Here is a 22,653-nt window from a genome sequence, read left to right on the forward strand (position 1 = left end):
TCTGTAGGTTGAATATGTGAAACCTTGTGGGCGCAGTTACTCAATGATTCGGCGTCCGCTGCGCGCTTTCGGCTGTGCGTCTTTGGTTGGCGCCGTGTCGGTCGGAGGCGCCGAAGGCTCGTCTTCGGCGGGCGATCTTGGCTCCGCAAGATCAATGTGCGCGGCAGCGCTGCGTGCACGATCCGCAAGTTCATCCAGCAGGCCGGGCATGCCCCGGTCGTGGTCGTGTTCGATGACAGGAGAAGGCGACTCGCGTGCGTAACCCGGAGCATTCTCGAGATAATCCAGCTCCTCGACCGTGTGCAGACCGAGCGTTACGTCGCTGGCGTTCGTGCGGGACCAGAAGGAAGCCGCGCGATACTGGAACATCTGGTCGCGGAGCGTGTTCCACTTCGACTTCTGGCTGCCGTTATCGCGGTCCCAGCCTTCGCCGATGACCATCGCCCAGTCCACCCACGTGCCCTGCAGGACATCGCCCGTTTCGATCTCGGTCGCGTGGGCGCGGCAGCCGTAGTCGCCAGTAGGCTGCCCGGTGCCATCGTCGGGGGAGCCGCGCCACTCGAACTTGATTCGACTGAACAGTGGGCACGCGTTGATGAGGCCGATCAGGAATGCGCCGCGCAGTCCTGGCCGGCCCTTCACCACGTCCATGTTCTGCATCAGCATCACCGGCGACACGCGTAGACGTGCGGCGTAGTCGATGGCGATCAGGCAGTTGGAGGGATTGCCCTGGTACGGGGCCGGGATCACCGTGGAATCCGACAACATGCTTGCCATCTTCACGGCCAAGTTGAAGGCGTTGCCGTGGCTGAAAACGGTGTGCACACCTTCGAAGCTGGTGGCGTCCATGGCCAAACCACGTTCGATGCTGGCGGCTTCTCGGGCTGGGGAAAGCGCAGTGGATTGTGTGGAATCGGTCATGCTGCCTCGTCGGTGCCGTAGTAGGCGTAGCTGGGGAGGGAAATCTGTCGGAAGCTGGTGGCATAGCCAGGCCAGCGGTCGGTACGCAGACACTCGGCCTGGATGCGCATACGCCGCCTACGCAACCCCATGCCGCGCTGCTCTGCCATGGGATCCAGGTAGTAGGGCTGGCACACGTACGGCGGAGTGTCTTCGCATGCCAGGAAGATGAAATGCTTCACTGGGGTGCCGCATGCGGAACCTCCCGCGCAGTAGTGAGCGGCCTGTTGGTCGTACTGATAGTTGGCGATGGAGCGCGCAAAGGCCTCCTCGCTGGCGTCACGGGTCTTCTTGAGGTCGAGCATGAACAGGCCTGGCTCGTAGTTGTCGATACGTGCCTTGCACGCGAGGCCGGTGTCATCGTCCCGCCATCGCAATGTCGCCTCGCGAATCCCGCCAACCAGCAGGCCCGCCACTTCATCCGAGTGCGAGCGGATGCTCTCGGCCATGCGCTGGCAGCGGTCGTAGTCATCAACGCTGACCAACGTGCGGCCTTCGTGTCCGGCGAGAAACATCGCCCACCAGTCGAGCGCAGCGCGGCTTTCGCGACCTGGCGATTTCGCGTTGAGTTGCCGCGAAGTGGGGCGGGCGGGTGCACCTGCAGGGATCACCGCATAGGTGCGACTGAACACGTCAGGCTCGAGCGTCGCGCAATGGAACGCTCTACCGAACGCGAAGTCCTTGGTGTCGGCATCGGACTGAGGGTTTTCCACCCAGTACCGGAAGTGGGCGGGGGAGCGCCCGATATGGCACAGGCCGGTGTGGTTGGCCACGTCCAGGCTACGTGCGTAATACGTGCTTGGCGCCTCGTCAGGAATGAGACGAGCGCCGTCGATTGGTGGCGTCATGGTTCGCAAGGTTCAACATGTGACACCTTCGACAATACAGCTTTCCGCCGAGGCGTCAACCCCCCGGCTCGATTTTTCTAAATCAGATCCGGCGCGCCAGTGCTGAGGCGAAGCTGGCGAGGGTCTTGTCGGAAACGTCCGGGGTGTCCATCAACACGTCGTACAGGCCGGCCACCACCTGGGCCAGGTCGGCGTGCTTGCCGTTGTCCGGCAGCGCGGCGGCGAGCGCGCGCTCGAGCGCATGCGTATCAAGTCGAACGGTGGAGGCAGCCTTTGCCTTCTGCGGTCCGCGTCCGCTGGAAATCCACTGGGCAGAGAAGCCAGTTACCGCCTCGATGGCGAACAGGTTGTCGTTGGTGGGGTTCTTCACGCCGTCGCGTTCCCACTGGCTGACCAGCGACTTCGTAACGCTGGACCCGCCTGCCTTGTTCACCTGCATGCCCAGTTGCTCCTGGGACAGGTTGGCGCTGATACGGGCGAAGCGTATGCGTTCCCCTTGGGTGCGGGGATTCGACGGCGCAGCGGTGCGCAGGGGTCGGCTCGTGGTCATAGGTAGCAACGATACGCCGGGTAAGGTGCGACATGTTGACACCTAGCGACAAGCGTGCTTTCCTTTCCGGCATGTCAACGATCCTTCGCACCTCAAATGTGCTCGCTTACTTCGGCGGCAATCGCGGCGAAGTCGCGCGCGCCTTCTCTCCACCCTTGACCCGCCAGGCCATCCGGCAATGGGGCGAGTTCGTGCCTGAGTTGCGGGCGCGGCAGCTCCTCGAAAAGCACCCGGACCTGCAGGCAGCAGTGCTGGACCCAGATACGGGGCGGACCCGCATGGAAGCGATGCAGGACCGCCTCGGAACCCCGGTTGCGGGGAAGTGAACGCAGTGAGCAACGCAGTGTTGATCCGCCGCCGAGTCCGCGACGTGTCCCAGCGTGCCGTGGCGCGCCAACTCGGGTGTTCGGCCGCCACGGTCGGCCGAATGCTGCAGGGTATCGACCAGTTCGCCGCGCTGCTGGCGGCCCTGAACATCCACGCAGTTGTGCGGGCGGAATGACATGGCTGGCGACTGGATCAAGGTACGCACCGGGCTTGGAAGGCATCCCAAGGTTGTCCGCATGGCGTCCGCATTGAAAACGGACAGATTGCGGGTGGTTGGCGGACTGCATGCGGTGTGGTGCCTGTTTGACGAGCACACCACCGATGGCGTGCTCGAGGGCTACACGTTGGAGCTGGTGGACGAGCTGATCGGCCTACCCGGCATGGCTGGTGCCATGTTGGATGTCCGTTGGCTGGACGACAGCAAGCCGGGATGCCTTGTGCTGCCTGAGTTCGACACGCACAACGGCGCATCGGCCCGGCGTCGGGCGCAGGACGCGGACCGGAAGCGCGCGGAGCGGAGGGAGTCCGCAGGCGGTGCGGACGGGAAGCGGACCAGAGGAGAAAAGAGGAGAGGAGATTCTTCTACTCCAGATGGTAATCAGCTACCCCTTGGGGGGCTGGACGATCCACCGCCACCACCGCCACGCGAGGGCTACTTCGAGGGGCATGCGGAAGACCAGGCACCCGTTCTAAGCCCTGCGGCGCCGATGGCCATCGCGCTCAACCGGCTTGGCTTCCGATGCACCAGCTACACGCCCGACCTGATCGCAGCGGCTGCCGAAGGTGTCACGGTCGAGCACGTTCTGGAAATCGCCGGCTGGGCTGAGTGTCGCGGGAAGCCCGCGACCTACGTAGTCGCTATCGCACGGCGTGAGAACGCCGAACGCCAGAATCCACCTCCACAGGGAGTGAGCCATGCAACGAATCGGAGAGGTAGTGCCGTCGAACGGATCGAGGCGGCAGTTCGCGCGGGACGCGAGGGAGATCAGCAACGAGGCTGGGGCGCAGACGGCTACATCGAAGGCCGCGCCGATCGTATCGAATGACATCGTTGACTACCTGTGGCTCCGGATGGGCGGCCTGTACGGCGCAACCTGGGAGCGCGATTACGGCGCCAATCCTCGGTCATCGGCCGGGCGTGAGTGGGGGCTGACTCTCGCCGGTATGTCACGGCAGCAGATCGATTCCGGCTTGGAGGCCTGCCGAGTTGAAGGAAGTGACTTCCCGCCGTCCGCTCCGCGATTCCGCGCGATGTGCCTGGGCGTGCCCAGCCTGGGGCGGGTGAAGTTCGAGCTGTCGAAGCATTTCAAATTCCGCTCCGCGTTCACTCGCGCGGTTTGGCGGTACCTGGATGTCTATGCCTACCGCGCTGCATCGGCACGTGATGCCGAGCGGATGCTGCGTGAAGCATACGACGTGGCGAAGGAAGCGGTAATGCGGGGCGAACCCCTGCCGCACGTGGTGGGCGAATTGGAAGCGCCGAAAGGCCGGCCGCACAAGCCGGCAACCAGAGAGCAGATGCGCAAGCACCTTGCTGACATCAGCGCCACGCTTGGCCTGTCGCCGAGCGAAGCTGAAAGCATGGGCAAAGATGGATTATTGCGTGCCGGCGATTCGCGTGGTGATTCCGACTGAGCACTGCTCGGTCGGCGCCACTGCGCACGGCAAATTCCAAGGAACCAACAGACAGGGGTAGTACCGTATGAACAACGCAATTGAGCACCCACCATCGTTCAAGCTCGGCAATATCTGGCTGGTCGCGGCCAACCTCGCCCGCACCGCTGCGGATCTTGGGGGCGGAGCGCCCATGGTGGTGACGATTGACGCGGATGGAATGTTGGAGGCCGTGGGCCCGGACCACCCTGACTACAGCCAGCTCCTGACAGCGCCTGGCTTCGTGTGCACGGTCAGCGCGGCATCGAGCAATGAGCGCATTGCGGGGCGTATCCGCGCAGCCGCTACCGCGTTGGAGATCAGCAGTTGATCGGTGGAAACACGATGCGAGGAGGCGCGGGCACTCGCCCGCGTCACCCGGAAGATGCGCATCAGAAAGCGTTGTTCGATTGGGTGGCGACAGCGAGCGCGCAGCTACCTGACCTGCAGTACCTGATGCACGTTCCGAACGGCGGACGGCGAGGGAAGCTCGAGGCGGCCAGGTTGAAAGCACAAGGCGTTCGCGCCGGCTACCCCGATCTGGTTCTCGATGTGGCGCGGGGCGAGTATCACGGTTTGCGCATCGAGTTGAAGGCGACGCGAATGGACTTGGGGAGAAAGCCCGAGGTTTCAACAGCGCAGCGAAGCTGGTTGACCAGGTTGCAACAGCAGGGGTATCGGGCAGTGGTATGCGAAGGCTGGTTGGCAGCACGGGAGGAGCTGCTCTTTTATTTGGCCCTCGAGGTTTAACATACGACACCTATAGCGAGTGGGGATCATGCGGAATTTCAAGAAGAAGCGGCGCCCTGGAAACAGGGCGATGAGAAAGTCTGAGGCAGCACGCGTTGATGAGGCGAAAGTGACGGTGTGCATCCCGTGCTTGATCTGGTCGGAAATGGGGCGCATGCCGTTTGAGCACGTGGCCACCTGCAGCGACTACAACCACGTGAAGTCGGGGAACATGCGCATCAGCCATGCGCACGGTTACGCCGGATGCCTCTGGCATCATCGCGGGCGCATCGAAGTGGACGGTTGGACGCACGCGCGGATGCGCGAGTATTTCGGCCCCAGTCTGGCCGAAGGGTCACGCACGTTCCACGAGACATTCGGAAGCGACGATTACCTCATTGCGCGCCAGACGGCGCTGCTGACGGGAGAGGCGGCGTGAGCAGGAATGTCGGAAAGACCATGGCGAGGCTCAGCCCGCGCAGCCTGCCGCTGCAGGTGGCCGGGTCACGCGGTACGGGCCAGCCAGAGCTGACCGCCATCGACATCGCGAACGCGCTGGCAGTTGCCGGCGGCGATCACCGGAAAGCACTGGCAGTTGATGTGCTGTGCCTGCGGTGGTGGCCTGCGAGGATCGAAGGGCCCATGCGCGTGGTCGGCCATCGAGAGGTGAAGCGACCACTGCCACCAGTCGACGGCAAGCCCCGCTTCTACATCGAGCGAATGCCGGTAGAGAAGCCCAGCGAAACAGAGGCATTCCTTGGCATCGCGTCGCTACTGGCGCGGGCGCTGTCCGGTCGGGCGCGCAAGGTGCTGGCACCCAAGACCCTCGCCAAGGTGGGGGAGCCTGCGTTTCTTCAACGATGGGCGAGGGCGGTCATCGATGAGTACAGAAACCCGCACCACTGCCCGGTGTGTCGGGATTTTGGCCGACCAGGTGAGGTAGCCAAGCCGGTATTGCAGGAGGGCAAGGTGGTCGGTTTCGAGTGGCATTTGTGCGAGGACTGCGAGGGCACGGGCGTGCAGCCCTGGGGAAAGCATCGCCGGGCCAAGGCTGTGCAGATCCGGGAGGCGACCTTTCGCGACGAGTTGAATCCGCTGCATGAGGGCGCTTTGGCATTGCTGCGGGAACTCGAGCACAGAGGGGCGCGCATGGTGAATGAAAAGCTCCGCGATGACTGAATGCGGGCGGTGTAGAAAAATTTAGGTTCAACATGTTGACACCGCCAAAAGGGCGGCGTAGTCTGCGCAGCAAGCCCGCCACGGAGGCGGGTTTTAACAGACCATGAGGTTTAACATGTCGAACCACGAGGTTTCCTCGACTGCCGCTGCGGAAATGCTGGCAAGCATCCGCTCACAGGCCACCACCAATCACTTCCAGCATGCCGACGACGCCGCCTTCATGGCAGAGCACGATCTGACGGCAGCGGGGAAGTATCAGATCCGTGAGCGGATCCTGATCGAGCGCGCAGTGATCCGGAAGGCTGTGTCGGACCTGATCGCTGAGGGCTACGCCATCCAGGTTCACAACGGTGAAGAACTCTCGGTGACCGGCACCCGCGACGCGGGCACGGTCATGGCGGCGATCATGCAGACCGATGAGGACCGCCTGTATCTGCTGAACGTCGAAGGCCCTGCGCATGCGCCCAAGATGACCCGCGCCGGCTGGGTGCATCTTGTCTATGGCAACGATGGGTGGGACGTGGTGAGCGACTACACGACCAACCTGGGTAACGCACTGACTGGCGCCGGCGACCTCGCTGACGCGCTCGGGGAGGTGCTGTGATGGGTGCTGACAGGACCACCCTCGCCGAGGCGCTGAGGGCGCTGCTGCAGTGGGCTGACCCGAACTGCGGCGACGCCAACGGCAGCATCGAGAAGAAGACCGCCGACTACGAGGCAGCCGTTGCTGCCCTGGCGCAGCATGACAAGCAGTCGCGTTCTGTCAGCGACTGGCAGCGGGTGATCTTCCATCGCGACCGCCTGCATGAAGTGCTGCACGACCCCGATGGTGGCGACGCCGGGGACGAGTGCGATGCGGCCGGCAACCTCGTGGATGCCATCGACGCGTTCCGCGCCTCCCACGGGGATCCGTGATGACTGAAGACACGAAGCCTGCGACCTGGATCACACGGTACGTGTGGGAAATGGCCGCGGTATTCGGCCTGATCGGCCTTGGCCTGGGTTTCGTGCTCGGCTGGGCCATAGGAGAGGCCCGATGACGCCCCCACCACCACCGCCCGGCGATGCCGGGATCGCTTCACCTCGCCGGGCACTGGCCCGGACCCACCATCACACGCCCATGAGGTTCAACATGCGACACCCTCCCGCGTTGACGCTCGCTCAGGCGACCAGGCTGGCCAACCTTGAGGCCGGCTTGGCACGAGCCATCGATCAATCCCACCGTGAAGGCGACGTTGCGCCGTTCCGCGCCTTCGAAGTAGCCCATTCGCCGGAATTGGAACTGCTGCGCGCAGGCGCTGCCGGCGTCGACATCGACGTGCAGGAGATCAGCGCGCAGCGCTGGGCGGACCAGCTCAGCGTGATGCAGCCAGCACGGCACGTGGTGCTGGACGTGGAGAACATCGAGACGTTCACCCCGCGCGAGCCTTACAGCGGCGGCCTGTATCACCGCTATGTGCGGATCGGCCGGCACTGCTACCAGTTCGTGGCCCATCAGCTCGAATCGCTCGAGAGCATGGTCAAGCGCATCAGCGACTACGAGGTGGCAAAGGCGGGCGTCGCTGCCCAGGGCGGTGCCGCATGAGCGCCCCTGTCGATGTGCTGTGGCCTGTGCGCGTGCACGCAGCAGGGCGTGGCCAGTGGGCATTCGTCGCCGGACCGCGCAGTGGGACGGGATACGCCTCGAAGAAGGCCGCGCAGGAAGCTGGTGAGCTTGCCCGCTCTAAGGCCCTCGCCCGCGTCAAAGGCGGTGCCGCATGAACGGGCCAAATATGGAGCGATTCATCAACGCCATCGCCTCAGACCTCGAGGAGGGTGGGTTCCGCGAGGTTACCGGCACCACGCTACGCCGGAATCTGACCACCGCCGTACAGGCGGCACTGCCGCTGCTGAAAGAACAGGAAGGCGGTGGCCACGCGCAGCCCGGTGGGAGGGTGATGCTGGGGGATCAGGCCGAGCGGGCGCGGTTTGAGGCGTGGGTGAAGAACCACGTTTCCTCTCTGGCACGCGCGGCAGATGGGGAGTATGCAAGCAACTTCACGCATGCCCTGTGGTCCGCGTGGCTAGCCGCCCTCTCCGCCCAGCCCTCCCCGGGTGGTCAGGATGGGCTTAGCGAGCGCTCACCTGTGGACTATGCCATCGAGCATGGGGGCTATCTCGCCACTGCTGCAAAGCAGTTGCTTGAGGCTCGCAATGTACTTGATGGCCTTGTGCTGCGCCACGAGGAACTTGACGACGTTGACGATGACGAAATGGAGGCCGCCCAAGATGGTGTCCGCGATGCCAACAGCAGCCTGCGCATCGCCATCCATGAGTTTGAGAAGCGTCGTGATCGCGCCCTCGCCGCGCGCCAGCCGGTGGAGTTTGAACGCGCAATCCCCACCCGTCGCCGTGAGTCTGCCGTGGAATTGCTGCTGTCCCTCGGCTTCGTCTGGAACAATCAGCGATGGGAAGACCGTCGCCATCCGGTGGGGGAGCCGGTCACGGTTGAGGCTGTGGCGACCGTTCGGCGCAACGGCGATGGTGACCGCTACATCGATTGGCTGACGGAAGGCGGGATCGCGGATCTGGAAGTGGGCGACGTGCTGATGGTGTCTGACCGGGCAATCACCGATGAAGACGGTTCGGGCGAGGTCTACGCCGCCCCGCCCGCGCAGGCCGTGGACCTGGGTGCAGTGCGTGCACTGTTGCAGCGACGGATTGAGCAGTGGCGCTCGCACCTGCCCGACGATCCTGGCGCACCTGGAACCCGCGAGATTGAGACCAAGGGCGAGCACGACTACAACAACGACGTGCGTATCTACCGCGAGGGGATCGCCGTCATGGAAGAAGTGCTGGCCCTGACCGACAGCCAGGCGGTGGGCAATGTGCAGGCGCTGCAGCTTGACCGTTACGACGCCGGCCTGCTGAGCGACGTGGGAGGAGGGGACACCGCTTGGTGGCTCGACTATCTGAGGTCGGAGCTGGCCCGCGCCCACGATCACTACCAGCACCAGGTGAACCCAGCAAAGGAGGCCGGCAATGGTTGAGTCGGCCCTGCTGCTGATCGTGGTGGTGATCGGCCCGGCCGCTGCCGGCGCGCTGCTGTATCACCTGTGGACCACCCGCCCGCGCCGACCAACGCACACGCACCAGGCCGTGGGTCAGATCCCGGTGAGCCGCCGCCGGCGGCAACAGGCGCTGCGGCGCCACGTGGAGGTGAGCTGATGGATCGCGAGATCAGCCTGCCGCTGTACGAGGCGGCCCGGCCCGTGCCCGAGGGCGGCTGGTACCTGACGTGGGGCTACGGGCAGAAGCCCATGGTCATGTACGCCAGCCAAGGCCTCACCCAGTGGCGCGATGGCATGCGCGCTATCCCGATCACCCACTACGCCGGCCCGCTGCCGGAAAGGAAGACCCGATGAGCGGCCACTACAAGCTCACGACCAAGCCATACGCCTCGCTCGGTCGAGCCACGCACAGGATCACCTCCCCTGGCGGCATCGTGTGTGCCGAGGTGCACGGCGACGAACTGCTGCCACATGCCGAGCGCCTGCTGGCCGATCTCAATGGCGTCCCGAATCCGTCCGCATCGCCGTCCGCATCCGAAGCGGACGCCTCCCCAGTGTCCATCCGTGGGGTGCTGCAGGCGATGCTCAACGGGATGGCCAAGGCCCACGGTGCAGATGCACCCGCTACCCAGTTGGTCCGCAATGCCATCGCCGATGCCGACCGTCTGGCCCTGGCCGCTGAGCAGGCCAAGGTCTACCTCGCCAGCAACGGCAGCGGCCCCGCACGCGACAAGGCATACAGGGGGCTGCATGCGGCCCTGCCCAGCTACAGGGGGGCGCTGTGATGGCCGAGCCGCAGCTCACGTACATGGGCATGCCGGTGCTGGTGTCCCCCATGGCGACGAAGACCGAGCCAGTCCGTCCGCACGTGAAGGGGAAGCACTCGCCCACCTACCACCGACGCATCAGCAAGAAGTGGCTCAAGCGGTTCGGTACCAGGCAGGTGCCGTGTCTCTACATGGTGGCTTCCCACCGGGTGGGTTTGCTGTCCTCTCCTGACACCGTGGTGGTTCATCCGGCCCTCTTGGACCGGGTAGCGGAGGCAGCTCGCCATGAGTAAGACCACCCTTGGCGCATCGCTACAGGATGCCGACGACCTTGATTTCATTGGAGCTTTGACCAACGGCGCCCGACTCTTTGACGGGATTCCGATGGTGATGCCGCTCGCCCCGGCGCGCGCCGACACAGGTAAACCGTTGGTGCCCACCTCACGTGTGCGCGAGGAGGCCGCCGATGAACAAGCCTGACGCCAGCCAAGGCTACGACTCGAGCAGCGCTCACACTCGCGCCCTGATCCAACGGACGGGCCTCACCTACGCAGCGGTGGCCCAGCGCCTGGGGTGCAGCGTGCGTTCGCTCGAGCGTTGGGCTGGGCAGGGTGGGGCGATACCGTACCCCGAGCATTACCTCCTCGAGTGCCTGGCCGACCGGCGCGTTGCCAAGCCGAAGAAGTCGGCACGTAAGGCCAAGGCTGCCCCGCCCAGCAAACCCCACCCGCTGGCCGGGCTGCTTGGGCGGTAGGTTCAACATGCTTGACCTGGCGCACCCCTATCCCTTACGTTTCCCCACGCTGGCGTAGTTCCCCCTGCTGCCAGCTTCCCCAACCCTCGGTCAGTCTGCGCTGGCCGGGGGTTTTTCTATTAGCGGGATAGAGCAGTCCGGCAGCTCGACGGTTTCATACGCCGTAGGTCGGTGGTTCGAATCCACCTCCCGCTACCACGTTCTTCGGCCAGCGCCCGGTAGTCACGGTCGCAGCGATACCCACACATTGGCCGTCGTGAGACGCGCCGTGCGGGTCCAGCCTATCTCTCCACTCGCAAGGTGATGCACAGCACCGCTGACGCAGCGGGCCGTGCCGGGCGCTGGCCGAACTTTCTCGAGGTCCACATGAGATCCATCGCTACCTGGCTGCGGCGCTGGCAGGAGCCGGTCGTCTGGCTGCCGGCCTTGGCCGTGATCGCTATCGCTGCATGGGTGGTGCTGGGAGCACTGGACCCGGCCTCCACCGTCGATGTCGTGGCTCGCTTGATCGAGCTGCCGATCCAGACCGCGTACGCGATCGCTGCGCTCGGGCTGGCCTGGCTGGCTCGCCGCCGCCAGCGCCGCAAGCTCAGCAAGGAAGAGGGGCAGGAACTGTGGGCCGGCATCGTCGCCGGCCGTCGCGGTCCGCTGATCGTCTACATCACCGACACCATCGTGTGGATCGCATGCGTCGTTCTGCTGCTGCACTTCTTCTCGCCCTGAGCCTGGGCAGCGCGCACGGCGCGCAGCGGGCACTCGATGAGGTGCCATCGGCAATGGTCCGTGCGCGGGAAGCGGTGCAGTCCATCGTCCCGCCGGCGCCCCTGGTGCCGGAGCAGGTGTCCGACGCGGTTGTGGCCCACATCGTCCGGTGGGAGATCACCAGCGCACGGCACTATGAGCAGCGCCTGCGCTGGCCGGTGTGGCCGGGCGGCGCGTCTGGCATCACCTGGTGCGTGGGCTACGACGGTGGACACCAGACGCCGGCGGTGATCGGCCGCGACTGGGCCAAGCACTACGCGGTGCAGCGCCTGAGCACCACCGCCGGCATCACCGGTCAGGACGCACGGGCAGTCCTGCCGCGCTACCGCGACATCACCACGCCGTACAGCTACTGCGAACAGGTGTTCCGCGCGGTGACGCTGCCGGCGTACCACCGGCTGGCGAAGCGGACGTTCTCCAACGGCTGGGACCGGCTGCCACCGGACGCGCAAGGCAGCCTGACGGCGACCGTCTACAACCGTGGCGCCAGCATGGCCGGCAGCCGCCGCAGCGAAATGCGCGCACTGCGCGACGTGTGCGTGCCTGCAGCCGACGTGGCTTGCATGGCACGCCAATACCGCTCCATGTGCCGCCTGTGGCGTGGGACCGTCAACGAAACCGGGCTGTGCAACCGCTATGAAGATGCGGCCCGGCTTGCAGAGGGCCGCGCCCGATGAGCGACATGCAGATCCACCGCGACATGGGCCGAATGGAAGCAACGATCAAGGCTCAGGGAGAGCAGATCACCACGCTGGTGCAGCAGCAGAAGGAAATGCAGGCCCAGGTGCAGGAGATCCATGACGTGCTCACCGAGGCGCGCGGGAGCTGGAAGACGCTGCTGATGGTCGGCGGCCTGTCGTCGTTCATCACCGGGCTGCTGTTCAAGATCGCCACGGTGTTCAGCAAATGATCGCGCGCATCGAGGCCTGGTGGGCTGCATGGAAGTGGGTGGCGATCCTCGCCGCGCTGTGTCTGGTGCTGGCCTCCCTCAACATCTGGCAGGCCTACCGCGCCATGACGGCACCGATGCGGCTCGAGAACGAGGCGCTATCGGCCAGCCTGCGCGCAGTCACCGGCATGGCCGAACAGCGCACACGCGACGACGCGAAGCTGATGGCCGACCTCGAGCGCATCGCTGATCGCGGCCAGCGCGTCCGCATCGAATACCGATCCATCGCAGCCAAGCAGCCGTTGCCGGAGCAGTGCGCTCCCGGCCAGCAGCGCGTGGATGCGATCAACCGCGCCCTCAGCGGCGCAACCAATCAGGAGTCGTCACCGTGACCCCGCAGACCCGTCAGTTCCAACCCCAGTACCTCGAGCAGGAGCTGGAAATCGCCCGCACCGAAGCCAGCATTGCCAACCTGGCCGCGCAGGCCAAGGAAGCCAAGGCGAAGGCATGGTTCTATCGCTCCCTCGCACTGCTGGCCCTCGTGCTGGCACTCGAGGTGCTGCTGTGAGCCGCGTCACCTTGGCCGAGATCGAGGCCGAGATCGTTGACGAGTTCTACGCCAGCGGCGCCGGCGCGTTCAGCAACAACTACCTGACGAAGGAGCACTACAGTGCGCTCAACCAGGTAACGCTGTGCGTGCTGATCCTTCGCAACGGATGCAAGGTGATCGGCGTGAACTACGGGGCCATCGATCCGGCGGACTTCGATGAAGCGCTCGGGCGTGCAGCAGCTCGCGAGGAGGCCATCGACCAGTGCTGGCCGCTGCTGGGGTTCCGTCGACGCGATCAGCTCACCTCTGTCCGCAGTGCTGCGCTCGCGGCTGGCACGATGGCTGCTGCTGGCGCCGGCTACAGCTTCTCCGGCGACGTTGATATGCCGAAGGTCATCAAGCCGACCGTGGGCCGCAAGGTGTGGTTCTACCCAGGTGGCGGCATGTGGCCGGCCGGCATGCAGACGTTCCCGGCCAGCGATTACGACGCCGGCCTGCAGCAGCCCCTGGATGCAACCATCGTCTACGTCCACGGCGACCGGCTGGTGAACCTGCGCGTAGTCGACCATGCAGGCAATGCCTTCCCCGTCCGTGACGTGCAGATGGTGCAGCCGGGCGATGAGTGCTGCGCCGCCGGTCACCGCGCCGAGTGGATGCCGTACCAGGTTGGCCAGGCCAAGAAGGCAGGTGACGCGTGAGCGCTCCCTCGCCGCCGTGCGCGCCGCCGTCCCTCGCAGCCACCGGCATCAGCGCCGGCCGTGAGGACGTAGTAGCGCTCGTGACGCTGGACGCCCAGTTCGCCGAGAGCGGGGAAACCACGCTCAGCGCAGAGCAGGTGCAGCGTCTTGCTGACCTTGGCTGGGTGGAGGAGGGCGACCAGCCGGACGAAATCAGCATCAGCATGCTCGGTCAGGACGTGCTGGCCGAGATTGACCGGCAGGTGGCCACCATCACCCCGATCATCACCGCCGGTGCCGCCGGCGAGAGCCAGGACTGAGCCATGCGCACTGCGCTTATCGCCATCGCCATCGCCGTCGCGGCGCTGCTGGCCGGCTGCGGCCGGATCACGCGCCCGGTGCCGGCGCAGTGCAACGAAATCTGCCTCCTGCCGTGCACGGTTAACGGTGACGCCGGCGTGCGGTGGGAGGCAGACCCCAACAACGCCGAGGCGTGGGACGAGCTGGGTGGGGAGGTTGTGCCCACCCTGATCGGCAAGCTGCAGACCTGCGAGGTCCGCCGCGGCGCATGCGTCCAGTGCCTGCAGCGGCTGGACAAGGCCGGAATCATCCACCTGAAATGAGGACGCCCCATGGCGCTTGACGACTACACGATCCTGGTATCGGACACCCCCGAGGGCCTGACCGCCAAGGTGAAGGCCGCTGCGGCCGCCGGCCTGCTGCCCTTCGGCAGCATTGCCGTTGACGTGAGCCAGAAGCACTTCGCCCAGGCCATGGTGAAGGGCGACGTTGCTGGTGGCGGCGGTGGCGGTGGCACTCTGCCGATCACTGCCGACAACATCACCGACGCCAGCACGGTCGGCAAGCAGGTGTTGACGGCCGCCGACCAGGCCGCAGCGCGCACTGCCATTGGTGCGGGTACCGGCACGTCCAATCTGGCCATTGGCACGACTGCGACCACTGCAGCGGCTGGCAACCACACCCATGGCGCCGCCACCACTGCTGCTGCCGGCTTCATGTCCGGCGCCGACAAGGCCAAGCTGGATGGCATCGCAGCGAATGCCAACGCCTATTCACTGCCGGCTGCAGGCGTAGCCATCGGCGGTGTAAAGATTGGCGTGGCCGTTGCTGATCCCACGAGCGAGACGGATGTCGTGGCGCAGGTCAAGGCCTTGATGGCGTCTCTGCGTGGTTCGGGCGCGCTGGCGACCTGATCGGCATAGGATCGACGTGAGCACGGACGTACTGGCCGGTGCACCTGCGCAGGTGATCGAGGCGTACAAGCGGCTGGGCGGGAAGCTCAAGGCGTTCGCGCTCGCCTTGCCGATGGCAGGGAGCCAGACGGAGGCAGCATTGAAGGCCGGGTATGCCGAGAAGACGGCCAAGGCCAATGCTTCGCAGTTCGCTGCGAACCCGGATGTCCGGATCGTGCACGACTACCTGGTCGGCTCCGTGGTGCGGACGGCGGAGATCACCTTCGAGCGCTGCATGGCGGAGCTGGCCAAGCTGGCATTCGGCGACCCTGCAGCGCTGTTCGGTGAGGATGGCGCGCTGCTGCCGCCGCACGAGTGGCCCAAGGATGCGGGCGCGATGATCGCGGAGGTGCAGCAGATCGACCTGTACGCCGGTGTGGGCGACGCGCGCGAGAAGATCGGCGTCACCAACAAGATCAAGTTCGCCGACAAGCATGCGGCGCTGCGCACAGCGCTGCAGCTCATCGATGCGTTCCCGGACAAGAAGAAGAAGGTGGAGCACACCCACCGCGTCGGCGTGGTGGTGGTGCCGGCGAAGACGGGGCAGGGCCAGTCGGCAGGCCTGCAGGATGCGATCGAGGGCTCCGCGCAGCGCCTCGAGCAGCCGCAGCGCAAGGGAAACGCGCCGGCATTCATGGTTCGCCGGGTGCAATCGCTGGCACAGCAGGGCTGAGCCGTGAGCCTCGACTACCCCGCCGAGGACATCGTGTGGCAGCCCACGCCAAAGCAGTCCGATTTTCTGGCCTGCGACGACTACGAGGTGCTGTACGGCGGCGCTGCCGGCGGCGGCAAGTCGGATTCGCTGCTGATCGACGCATGGTGTCTGCCTTGGAACGGCCCCCAGCACCCGCAGCACCGCGGCATCCTGTTCCGCCGCAGCTTCCCGGAGCTGAAAGACCTCATCGACCGGTCACACGAGCTGTACCCGCAGTTCATCGAGGGCGCTCACTACGACAAGATCGAGCACCGCTGGAAGACGCCGTGGGGCGGCATGGTCGAGTTCGGCTATCTCAACGCCGACAATGACCGGTTCAAGTATCGAGGCCGCGCATGGAACTACATCGGGTTCGATGAGCTGACCCTGTGGCCCACCGCGACCTGCTACCTCTACCTGATGAGCCGCAACCGCACCACGGCGCGGGATCTGCCCAGGTACATGCGCGGCACCACCAACCCCGATGGCGTGGGCCAGCGCTGGGTGATGGAACGGTGGGGTATCGAGGAGGACGGCGGGCCGACGTGCCTGCCGGTCTCCATGATGTTCGAAGAGGAGGACGGCGAGGGCGGCTATCGTGAGGTGCCGAGAACCTTCACCCGCCGATTCATCCCGGCGAAGCTGACCGACAACAAGCACCTGCGCGGCACCGGCTACCGCGAGACGCTGATGATGCTGCCCCCGGAGGAGCGCGATGCGCTGCTGGCCGGTCGGTGGAGCGGCAACCGCGTCGAGGGTGCGTTCTACTTCCGCGAGCTGCAGGCGGCCCGTGCGCAGCAGCGCATCGGCAAGGTGCCGTTCGTACCAGGCGTACCGGTCAACACGTTCTGGGATCTCGGCTACAACGACTTCAATTCGATCTGGTTCCACCAGCAGATCGGGCTCACGAACCGCTTCATCCACGCGTACCAGAACAGCGGCTACGACATCTCGCACTACACCCGGTACCTGCAGGAGCTGGGCACCGAGCGCGGGTACGTCTACGGGAAGCACTACGTGCCGCACGACGCGGCCAACACCTCCCTGCAGACGGGCAAGACCATGATCCAGCTCCTGCGCGAGCAGATGGCCGGGCAGAGCTTCGAGATCGTGCCGCGCGTTGACCACGTTCTGGTCGGCATCAACCAGACCCGAGCCGCATTCGCAGGCTGCTGGTTCGATGAGGAGGAATGCGCGGATGGCCTGGCCTCGCTGGCCGCCTACCGGAAGCGATTCAACAAAGCCATCGGCGCGTTCACTGACGAGCCGATCCACGACAGCCACTCCAACTACGCCGACGCCTTCCGTCAGTACGCGCAGGGATACAACCCCGCCGCGATCATCACGAAGGATTCGGGCGACTGGAAGCGGCGCCTACTCGCGGCCAAGACCAAGGGCCGCAGCTACATGAGCCGCTGACCGATGAGCGACGTAACGAAGAACCGCGACACCGCCCGCGACGTGTTCTGGCGGCTGGACGAGTGCTACAAGCGCGGACATGAGGACTTCATGGCCACCGCGACGCGGCTGGACGACTACTACCTCGGCGCGGGGCGGCAATGGGATCCCTCCATCCGGCAGGAGGTCGAGGCTGATGGACGGCCTGCGGTCGAGGTCAACATGTGCATGCAGGCAGTGAACGCTGCCGTCGGCTACCAGATCCAGAACCGTGTGGACATGGCCTACCTGCCCAAGGGCGGCCAGGCCGATGAGCAGCGCGCCAAGGTAATTTCGAAGGTCATCAAGCACGCCCTGGGCAATACCCAGTACCGGTTCCACGAGACAGACTCGTTCCTCGACGGTCTGATCCAGCAGCGCGGTTACCTGGACCTGCGCATGAACTACGACGACAACGACGAGGGCGAGGTCAGTCTGACCACCTTCGATCCGCGCGACGTGCTGCCGGATCCTGATGCAACGTCCTACAACCCGGACAGTTGGGCCGATTGCAGCATCACTCGTTGGCTCACGCACTCGCAGATCGAGCAGAACTACGGCAAGGACGCGGCGGACGAGATCCGCGACTCATCCATGGCCTACGTCCACAACAACTGGGGCGACGAGCAGGGGATGATGCGCGACGCGTTCGGCAACATGCCGCCGAGCTACGCGATGAACATGGGCTGGTACGGGGAGGAGGGAACCTGGCGCCGCTACAGGGTGGTGGACCGCCAGAGCCACGAGTACCAGCAGACGCTGGTGGCGAAGTGGCCAGCGACCGGTGACCTTCGCATCATCGAGGGCTTCGAGCCCGAGCTGATCGGCTGGCTGATCGAGCAGGGCGTTCACGTGATGCGCCGGCGCATCCGCCGCGTGCGGTGGCAGGTGTGCGCACCAGAGGTGTGCGTCTACGACAAGCTGTCGCCCTACGACCACTTCACGGTGATCCCGTACTTCCCCTATTTCCGTCGGGGCAAGACGGTCGGCATGCTCGACAATGCCGCGCAGGTACAGGATCTCATCAACAAGTTCGTGAGCCAGTACGCGCACATCGTCAACGCCAGCGCCAACGGCGGCTGGCAGGGCGAGGCCAACTCGCTCGAGAACATGACCGACGAGGAGTTCACCTCGCGCGGTGGCGAAACGGGCCTGGTCCTGCTGCGGAAGCCGGGCACCCAGCCGTTCCAGAAGATCGAGCCCAACCAGCCGCCGCGCGGCATCGAGAACATGATCGACTTCCTGCAGCGGAACATGCAGACGGTCACGGCGGTGAATGAGTCTGCGATGGGGCAGGGCAGTGCAGACATGAGCGGCATTGCCATCCAGTCGCGCCAGTTCGCCGCGCAGCAGGCGCTCGGCATTGCCCTGGACAACCTGAGCCGCACCCGGCAGATGCTCGCCGAGCGCACGCTCAAGCTGGTCCAGCGCTTCTACACCGCGCCGCGCGTCATCCGGATTGCCGAGCCTGACGAGTACGGCGTGGAGCGGCGCATCCCGCTGCTGCTGAACATGCCGCAGGACGACGGCACGATCCTCAACGACCTGACCATCGGCGAGTACGACGTAGAGGTCAGCGAGCAGCCCTATGCGGTCACCTTCGACAACGGCCAGCTCGAGCAGATGGAGCGGATCGTCTCGAAGATGGGTGTCCAGATTCCGCCGCAGTTCATCCTCAAGGCTTCGACGCTGGCGGACAAGACCGAGATCGCCAATGCGCTGCGCGAGGCGCAGGGCAAGGCGGATCCGGTCGCCGAAGCCGAGGCCGAGCTGAAACGGGCGCAGGCGCGCCTGGCCGACAACACGGCCGTTGGAAAGGCCGTCGAGGCGCAGTTCAGCGCGCTGCGCACGGCCGAGATCATCACCGCGATCCCGCAGACCGCCGAGATTGCCGACGCGCTGCTGCGGTCCAGCGGATTCAAAGACCAAGACGCGGCGCCGATCGTGCCGCAGCCGGCGCCGGGCGCCCTGCCCGAGCCCGAGGCGCTGCCGCCGGCATCTACCCATCCGCTCACCCCGGACAACCCGGAGGCGGGCATCACCGCCGGCATGCAGTCCCAGCAGCCGATCCAATAACCCAGGAGTCACCACCCTATGAGCACGCAGATCCCCGACGACAGCACCCACCCGAACAACATGGATGAGGCCACCCGCCAGAGCCTGCTGGCCTCCATCGATGACGATGCAGGCGACACCGACGACGCCGGCCAGGCCGCTGCTGGCACTGAGGGCGCCGCTGGCGCTGCCGGAGCTGGCACTGATGATCCCGATGCGGCCGCTGCCGCCGCTGCCGCCGCCGCTGGTGCTGCTGGCGGCGAAGGTGATGCAGCCGCCGGCGCTGCGGGTGCCGAAGGTGGTGGCGGGGAAGCCGGCAGCGGTGCGGCCGCAGGAGCGGCAGGTGCTGGCGCCGAGGGTGGTGCCGGTGCCGCTGGCAGCGAAGGCGGCGACGCCGGTGCGGCCGGCCAGGAGGATGACTCGAAGCCCGTCGACCGGGCTGCCTTCAACGGCGTGTTGAAGGAGCTTCGCGAGACTCGCGAAGAACTCAAGCAGTTCAAGGCACAGAAGCCATCTGTCAGCCAGCGGCCGGCAGATCGTGACTTCGCTGTGGAAAAGCAGAGCCTGCGGGAGAAGTGGGACGCCGGCGACATCGATACGGACGAGTACAACGAGCAGCGCGACGCGCTGGTTGTGGCCGAGGCCGAGCACCGCGCGACCCTGCGTTTCCATGAGCTGCAGGAAGCGCAGCGACAGGACACGATCCGCCAGCAGCAGGAGGCCGATCTGCAGTCCTGGAACGGCAAGGTGCAGAAGTGGGAGGCCGAGAATGCGGACTTCCTGGCCAACCCGATCCGCCGGCAGGCGGTGGCCTCCCTGATGGCGCAGCTCGACGCCGAGCAGGATCCGACGAAGCGCCTCAGCGATGATGCGCTGCTGGATACCGTGCGCAAGCAGGCGCACGAGGCGTTCAACTGGAATCCGGCTGGTGCTGGTGGTGCTGGCGGTTCCGCCGGTGCTGGCGCCGCCAACGTCGACCCGCGCGCAGTCGCTGCTGCCCGCGCCGCGGCGGCAGCATCGGGAACTCCGCCGCTGCCGACCGGTGGCATGGGTAGCGGCGCACTGGCCGGCAAGGTTAATCTGGAAGAGTTGAAGCCGGGTGACTTCAAGAAGCTGTCCCAGGCTCAGCGTGCTGAGCTGCTGGACGGCGAGCTGTAGGGTTCAGCAGTGGGAAAAGGGTGCCGCGCCCCACGCGCGGCTCGCTCACCGAGCAGGTGCTTCGCAGCACGCGAGCTGCGTTACCAATCGCGTCCCAAGGGTGGGTACCCCACGGCTCGCAGCCCCGATCCATGGCTGCGCTTCGCGGCGACCGGCGAACAGGTCAGTCCAGACATTTCCCCATTCCGACTGATGAACCCCGCAGGGAGAACCCACCATGGGTGCAACTGACTTTGGCTCGATGGAGCCGCAAAAGAAGCTCGCGTACCGCCTGAAGGCGTACGAGGAGATGACCGACAAGTTCTTCTTCACCAAGCTGCTGGGCAAGGAAGGCTCGGGCGCGATCGAGCACATCACCGAGCTGTCCAAGAACAGCAAGGGCGAAGCCGGCGCGTTCTTCCACCTGATTTCGCGCATGACCGGCGGCGGTACCGTCGGCGACAACCGCCTGAAGGGTCGCGAGCGCACCCTCGAGGCGCACTGGCAGCGTGTGAACTTCGACCAGATCCGCAATGGTGTGGTCAACAAGGGCAAGCTGGCCGAACAGAAGTCGGTGATCCAGTTCCGCCGCCCGGCGCGTCGCTCGCTGTCCGAGTGGCTGGCCGATTCGTGGGAAGACCAGGCCATCCTGACCGCTTCCGGTATCAGCTACGGCCTGAACACCGATGGCAGCCCGCGTGTCACCCCGGAAGGCCAGGATCCGTGGACCGACCTGGACTATGCGGCCGACATCCGCCCGCCGAGCAAGAATCGCCACTTCCGCTACTCGAAGACGCTGGGCCTGGTGGCTGGCGATACCAGCGCGATCGTGGCCGACGACAAGCCGGCCTACGCCATGCTGCCGTCCATCAAGGCCAAAGCCAAGATGAAGCGCATCACCCCGCTGAACATCGGTGGCAAGGATTACTACATCCTGCTGGTGCACGAAGAGACGATGGCGCACCTGTACCGTGATTCCGACTTCCGCCAGTGCCTGGTCGGTGGCGACGTGCGCGGCGAGGCCAACAAGATTTTCTCGGGCGCCGTCGTGACCATGAACGGGCTGGTGATCCACCCGTACACCCGCACCTTCAGCACCACCGGTGCGGCCAACAGCAACAAGTGGGGCAACGCGGGCACGGTCGACGGTACCCGCTCGCTGCTGCTGGGCGCGCAGGGCCTGGCCCTGGCCGACCTGGGTGCACCGGACTGGGACGAAGAGACCATGGACTATGGCAATCGCCAGGGTATCTCCATCGCCAAGATGGGTGGCTGGCTGAAGCCGCAGTTCCCCAGCTCCTACGACGGCGGCAGCGTCGAGGACTTCGGCATCATGGCGATCGACCACGCGCTGTGACCTGAAGGTTCCACATGAGACACCATCGGCCCGAAAGGGCCGATGCTTCATCCCAACGTCTGAGAGGTACATCCAATGAGCAAGACGCAGAGCGACACCCAGTTCGGGCGCAAGGTCGTGATCGACCTGGGCGTCAAGAACATCGGCGCCGGCAACGAGATCACCGTCAAGCTGCCGCAGGGCGCGATCATCACTGCGGTGGCGCTGCTGACCGTGGTCGCGTTCAACAGCGGCACCACCGCGACGGCCACCATCAGCGACGGCACGACCAAGTTCGCTGATGCCGTGGACTTGAAGTCCATCGGCAGCGAAACGACCGCCAACGCTCCGAAGCACTACGCGGAAGGCGGCACGCTGACCTTCTCGCTGGCGCAGACCGGTACCGCTGCCACCGCTGGCCGCGCACTGGCCATCGCCGAGTACGTCGTCGTCGGCGGCGGCGACGAAATCTACGGCTAATCCACGGGGCCGCCTTCGGGCGGCCCTCTCTCTACCACTTCGGAGTCACCACCATGAAATTCCGTCACCCCGATGGCGTGCGCCTGGCCCTGTCCAGCGGACACGTCACCCTTGTCGGTCCCGACTGGCAGCCCCTGCAGGAGATGTTCCACCAGGAGGCGCTGACGAAGGGCTGCGAATGCGACCAGACCACGATCCGGACGCGAACCCTCGAGCCGGCCGTCGCCGGTCCGAATGCCGTCACCCCGCTGGATGAGCGCGCCAAGATCCGGAAGGCGTTGATCCTGATGGTGGAGCGCAACGGCGAGGGCGACTTCACCGGCAGCGGCGCACCGAACATCAACATCGTCAGCAAGGAATGCGGCTTCCGCGCGGACAAGGGCCTCGTGCTGGAGGAATGGAATTCCATGGTGGAAGAGGCCCAGCAGGAAGAAGCTGCGCGCAAGGCTGCGGAGGCGGCCGGTGTTGCAGGCCCGGACGGCAGTGGTGCGCAGGTTGGCCAGCAGCGTGAAGCCGGCGCCGGCGCCGGTGCTGGTGCCGACGGTGCGCCGGGCGCTGGCCAGTAA

The 22,653-nt window shown here is 65.5% G+C and carries 37 protein-coding genes and 1 tRNA gene; 35 read left to right on the top strand and 3 right to left on the bottom strand.

What is annotated here, in order from left to right; genetic code table 11:
- Positions 1-36: 36 nt before the first annotated feature.
- The 3 genes from SSKA14_RS23005 to SSKA14_RS08670 form a co-directional block, all read right to left on the bottom strand.
- On the bottom strand, positions 37-921 hold the full coding sequence (locus tag SSKA14_RS23005; protein ID WP_157635921.1) for a hypothetical protein: 885 nt from the start codon (positions 919-921) through the stop codon (positions 37-39).
- Positions 918-1,733 carry a PD-(D/E)XK nuclease-like domain-containing protein gene (locus SSKA14_RS08665; RefSeq protein WP_157635922.1) on the bottom strand — a complete coding sequence of 272 codons (816 nt, stop codon included), beginning with the start codon at positions 1,731-1,733 and terminating at the stop codon, positions 918-920. The genes SSKA14_RS23005 and SSKA14_RS08665 overlap by 4 nt, the downstream gene beginning before the upstream one ends.
- 157 nt (positions 1,734-1,890) lie before the next feature.
- Positions 1,891-2,358 (bottom strand): helix-turn-helix transcriptional regulator, encoded by a 468-nt coding sequence (locus tag SSKA14_RS08670; protein WP_083797325.1) that lies wholly within the window; start codon positions 2,356-2,358, stop codon positions 1,891-1,893.
- Between the two features lie 32 nt (positions 2,359-2,390).
- Between SSKA14_RS08670 and SSKA14_RS08675 the strand changes: the two genes are divergently transcribed.
- From SSKA14_RS08675 to SSKA14_RS08845, 35 genes are all read left to right on the top strand, one after another.
- Complete coding sequence (locus SSKA14_RS08675; RefSeq protein ID WP_040007332.1) at positions 2,391-2,684, top strand: Cro/CI family transcriptional regulator; 294 nt, start codon at positions 2,391-2,393, stop codon at positions 2,682-2,684.
- A 5-nt stretch (positions 2,685-2,689) separates the two neighbouring features.
- Positions 2,690-2,860 (top strand): helix-turn-helix domain-containing protein, encoded by a 171-nt coding sequence (locus tag SSKA14_RS08680; protein WP_157635923.1) that lies wholly within the window; start codon positions 2,690-2,692, stop codon positions 2,858-2,860.
- A gap of 61 nt (positions 2,861-2,921) precedes the next feature.
- Complete coding sequence (locus SSKA14_RS23010) at positions 2,922-3,731, top strand: hypothetical protein (RefSeq protein WP_157635924.1); 810 nt, start codon at positions 2,922-2,924, stop codon at positions 3,729-3,731.
- A 25-nt stretch (positions 3,732-3,756) separates the two neighbouring features.
- Positions 3,757-4,320 carry a hypothetical protein gene (locus SSKA14_RS08690; RefSeq protein WP_157635925.1) on the top strand — a complete coding sequence of 188 codons (564 nt, stop codon included), beginning with the start codon at positions 3,757-3,759 and terminating at the stop codon, positions 4,318-4,320.
- A 67-nt stretch (positions 4,321-4,387) separates the two neighbouring features.
- Positions 4,388-4,669, top strand: a complete 282-nt coding sequence (locus SSKA14_RS08695; RefSeq protein WP_040007336.1) for a hypothetical protein — start codon at positions 4,388-4,390, stop codon at positions 4,667-4,669.
- Positions 4,666-5,088 carry a VRR-NUC domain-containing protein gene (locus SSKA14_RS08700; protein WP_157635926.1) on the top strand — a complete coding sequence of 141 codons (423 nt, stop codon included), beginning with the start codon at positions 4,666-4,668 and terminating at the stop codon, positions 5,086-5,088. Before SSKA14_RS08695 ends, SSKA14_RS08700 begins: the two co-directional genes overlap by 4 nt.
- A 70-nt stretch (positions 5,089-5,158) precedes the next feature.
- Complete coding sequence (locus tag SSKA14_RS08705) at positions 5,159-5,506, top strand: Ref family recombination enhancement nuclease (RefSeq protein ID WP_008265657.1); 348 nt, start codon at positions 5,159-5,161, stop codon at positions 5,504-5,506.
- Positions 5,503-6,246, top strand: coding sequence for a hypothetical protein (locus tag SSKA14_RS08710; RefSeq protein ID WP_008265348.1), 744 nt, complete (start codon positions 5,503-5,505; stop codon positions 6,244-6,246). The genes SSKA14_RS08705 and SSKA14_RS08710 overlap by 4 nt, the downstream gene beginning before the upstream one ends.
- A 115-nt stretch (positions 6,247-6,361) precedes the next feature.
- Positions 6,362-6,850: a hypothetical protein gene (locus SSKA14_RS08715; RefSeq protein WP_008265196.1), complete on the top strand. Its 489-nt coding sequence runs from the start codon at positions 6,362-6,364 to the stop codon at positions 6,848-6,850.
- Positions 6,850-7,161 (top strand): hypothetical protein, encoded by a 312-nt coding sequence (locus tag SSKA14_RS08720; protein WP_040007339.1) that lies wholly within the window; start codon positions 6,850-6,852, stop codon positions 7,159-7,161. The genes SSKA14_RS08715 and SSKA14_RS08720 overlap by 1 nt, the downstream gene beginning before the upstream one ends.
- The gene (locus SSKA14_RS24255; protein ID WP_008264457.1) at positions 7,161-7,286 is read left to right on the top strand and encodes a hypothetical protein; all 126 of its coding nucleotides are present in this window, start codon (positions 7,161-7,163) and stop codon (positions 7,284-7,286) included. Before SSKA14_RS08720 ends, SSKA14_RS24255 begins: the two co-directional genes overlap by 1 nt.
- Positions 7,287-7,378: 92 nt before the next feature.
- Positions 7,379-7,831, top strand: coding sequence for a hypothetical protein (locus SSKA14_RS08725; RefSeq protein WP_157635927.1), 453 nt, complete (start codon positions 7,379-7,381; stop codon positions 7,829-7,831).
- A 172-nt stretch (positions 7,832-8,003) separates the two neighbouring features.
- Positions 8,004-9,275 (top strand): hypothetical protein, encoded by a 1,272-nt coding sequence (locus SSKA14_RS23770; protein ID WP_157635928.1) that lies wholly within the window; start codon positions 8,004-8,006, stop codon positions 9,273-9,275.
- Complete coding sequence (locus tag SSKA14_RS08735) at positions 9,268-9,453, top strand: hypothetical protein (RefSeq protein WP_040007342.1); 186 nt, start codon at positions 9,268-9,270, stop codon at positions 9,451-9,453. Before SSKA14_RS23770 ends, SSKA14_RS08735 begins: the two co-directional genes overlap by 8 nt.
- Positions 9,453-9,650 (top strand): hypothetical protein, encoded by a 198-nt coding sequence (locus SSKA14_RS08740; protein WP_008268603.1) that lies wholly within the window; start codon positions 9,453-9,455, stop codon positions 9,648-9,650. The genes SSKA14_RS08735 and SSKA14_RS08740 overlap by 1 nt, the downstream gene beginning before the upstream one ends.
- Positions 9,647-10,081, top strand: a complete 435-nt coding sequence (locus SSKA14_RS08745; RefSeq protein WP_040007344.1) for a hypothetical protein — start codon at positions 9,647-9,649, stop codon at positions 10,079-10,081. Before SSKA14_RS08740 ends, SSKA14_RS08745 begins: the two co-directional genes overlap by 4 nt.
- Positions 10,081-10,356, top strand: coding sequence for a hypothetical protein (locus SSKA14_RS24085; protein ID WP_040007346.1), 276 nt, complete (start codon positions 10,081-10,083; stop codon positions 10,354-10,356). The genes SSKA14_RS08745 and SSKA14_RS24085 overlap by 1 nt, the downstream gene beginning before the upstream one ends.
- The gene (locus SSKA14_RS23775; RefSeq protein ID WP_157635929.1) at positions 10,349-10,543 is read left to right on the top strand and encodes a hypothetical protein; all 195 of its coding nucleotides are present in this window, start codon (positions 10,349-10,351) and stop codon (positions 10,541-10,543) included. Before SSKA14_RS24085 ends, SSKA14_RS23775 begins: the two co-directional genes overlap by 8 nt.
- Before the next feature lie 395 nt (positions 10,544-10,938).
- A tRNA-Met gene (locus tag SSKA14_RS08760) sits at positions 10,939-11,015 on the top strand.
- Between the two features lie 168 nt (positions 11,016-11,183).
- On the top strand, positions 11,184-11,540 hold the full coding sequence (locus tag SSKA14_RS08765) for a hypothetical protein (protein ID WP_008265005.1): 357 nt from the start codon (positions 11,184-11,186) through the stop codon (positions 11,538-11,540).
- Positions 11,504-12,256 carry a hypothetical protein gene (locus tag SSKA14_RS08770; protein ID WP_157635930.1) on the top strand — a complete coding sequence of 251 codons (753 nt, stop codon included), beginning with the start codon at positions 11,504-11,506 and terminating at the stop codon, positions 12,254-12,256. The genes SSKA14_RS08765 and SSKA14_RS08770 overlap by 37 nt, the downstream gene beginning before the upstream one ends.
- Positions 12,257-12,261: 5 nt before the next feature.
- Positions 12,262-12,489: a hypothetical protein gene (locus SSKA14_RS08775; protein ID WP_157635931.1), complete on the top strand. Its 228-nt coding sequence runs from the start codon at positions 12,262-12,264 to the stop codon at positions 12,487-12,489.
- Positions 12,486-12,860: a hypothetical protein gene (locus tag SSKA14_RS08780; RefSeq protein WP_008268829.1), complete on the top strand. Its 375-nt coding sequence runs from the start codon at positions 12,486-12,488 to the stop codon at positions 12,858-12,860. Before SSKA14_RS08775 ends, SSKA14_RS08780 begins: the two co-directional genes overlap by 4 nt.
- Complete coding sequence (locus SSKA14_RS23780; RefSeq protein ID WP_040007350.1) at positions 12,857-13,036, top strand: hypothetical protein; 180 nt, start codon at positions 12,857-12,859, stop codon at positions 13,034-13,036. The genes SSKA14_RS08780 and SSKA14_RS23780 overlap by 4 nt, the downstream gene beginning before the upstream one ends.
- A complete protein-coding gene (locus tag SSKA14_RS23015; RefSeq protein ID WP_050413357.1) occupies positions 13,033-13,716 on the top strand; it encodes a Gp49 family protein in 684 nt (227 codons plus the stop codon). Before SSKA14_RS23780 ends, SSKA14_RS23015 begins: the two co-directional genes overlap by 4 nt.
- Entirely contained in the window at positions 13,713-14,015 is a 303-nt protein-coding gene (locus tag SSKA14_RS08795; RefSeq protein WP_040007352.1) for a hypothetical protein, read from the top strand. The genes SSKA14_RS23015 and SSKA14_RS08795 overlap by 4 nt, the downstream gene beginning before the upstream one ends.
- A gap of 3 nt (positions 14,016-14,018) precedes the next feature.
- Positions 14,019-14,318, top strand: coding sequence for a hypothetical protein (locus SSKA14_RS08800; RefSeq protein ID WP_008264519.1), 300 nt, complete (start codon positions 14,019-14,021; stop codon positions 14,316-14,318).
- A 9-nt stretch (positions 14,319-14,327) separates the two neighbouring features.
- On the top strand, positions 14,328-14,909 hold the full coding sequence (locus SSKA14_RS23020) for a head fiber protein (RefSeq protein WP_008265655.1): 582 nt from the start codon (positions 14,328-14,330) through the stop codon (positions 14,907-14,909).
- A 16-nt stretch (positions 14,910-14,925) separates the two neighbouring features.
- Complete coding sequence (locus tag SSKA14_RS08815; protein WP_008268771.1) at positions 14,926-15,621, top strand: terminase small subunit; 696 nt, start codon at positions 14,926-14,928, stop codon at positions 15,619-15,621.
- Positions 15,622-15,624: 3 nt separating this feature from the next.
- Positions 15,625-17,061, top strand: coding sequence for a terminase family protein (locus SSKA14_RS08820; protein ID WP_008266580.1), 1,437 nt, complete (start codon positions 15,625-15,627; stop codon positions 17,059-17,061).
- Between the two features lie 3 nt (positions 17,062-17,064).
- The gene (locus SSKA14_RS08825) at positions 17,065-19,155 is read left to right on the top strand and encodes a hypothetical protein (RefSeq protein ID WP_008266975.1); all 2,091 of its coding nucleotides are present in this window, start codon (positions 17,065-17,067) and stop codon (positions 19,153-19,155) included.
- An 18-nt stretch (positions 19,156-19,173) separates the two neighbouring features.
- On the top strand, positions 19,174-20,292 hold the full coding sequence (locus SSKA14_RS08830) for a hypothetical protein (RefSeq protein ID WP_008265989.1): 1,119 nt from the start codon (positions 19,174-19,176) through the stop codon (positions 20,290-20,292).
- Between the two features lie 217 nt (positions 20,293-20,509).
- Entirely contained in the window at positions 20,510-21,628 is a 1,119-nt protein-coding gene (locus SSKA14_RS08835; protein WP_008265674.1) for a DUF4043 family protein, read from the top strand.
- 75 nt (positions 21,629-21,703) lie between these two features.
- A complete protein-coding gene (locus SSKA14_RS08840) occupies positions 21,704-22,087 on the top strand; it encodes a hypothetical protein (protein WP_008265421.1) in 384 nt (127 codons plus the stop codon).
- Between the two features lie 53 nt (positions 22,088-22,140).
- On the top strand, positions 22,141-22,653 hold the full coding sequence (locus tag SSKA14_RS08845; RefSeq protein ID WP_008268380.1) for a hypothetical protein: 513 nt from the start codon (positions 22,141-22,143) through the stop codon (positions 22,651-22,653).

Source organism: Stenotrophomonas sp. SKA14, assembly GCF_000158575.1.
GTDB classification, from domain to species: Bacteria; Pseudomonadota; Gammaproteobacteria; order Xanthomonadales; family Xanthomonadaceae; genus Stenotrophomonas; species Stenotrophomonas forensis.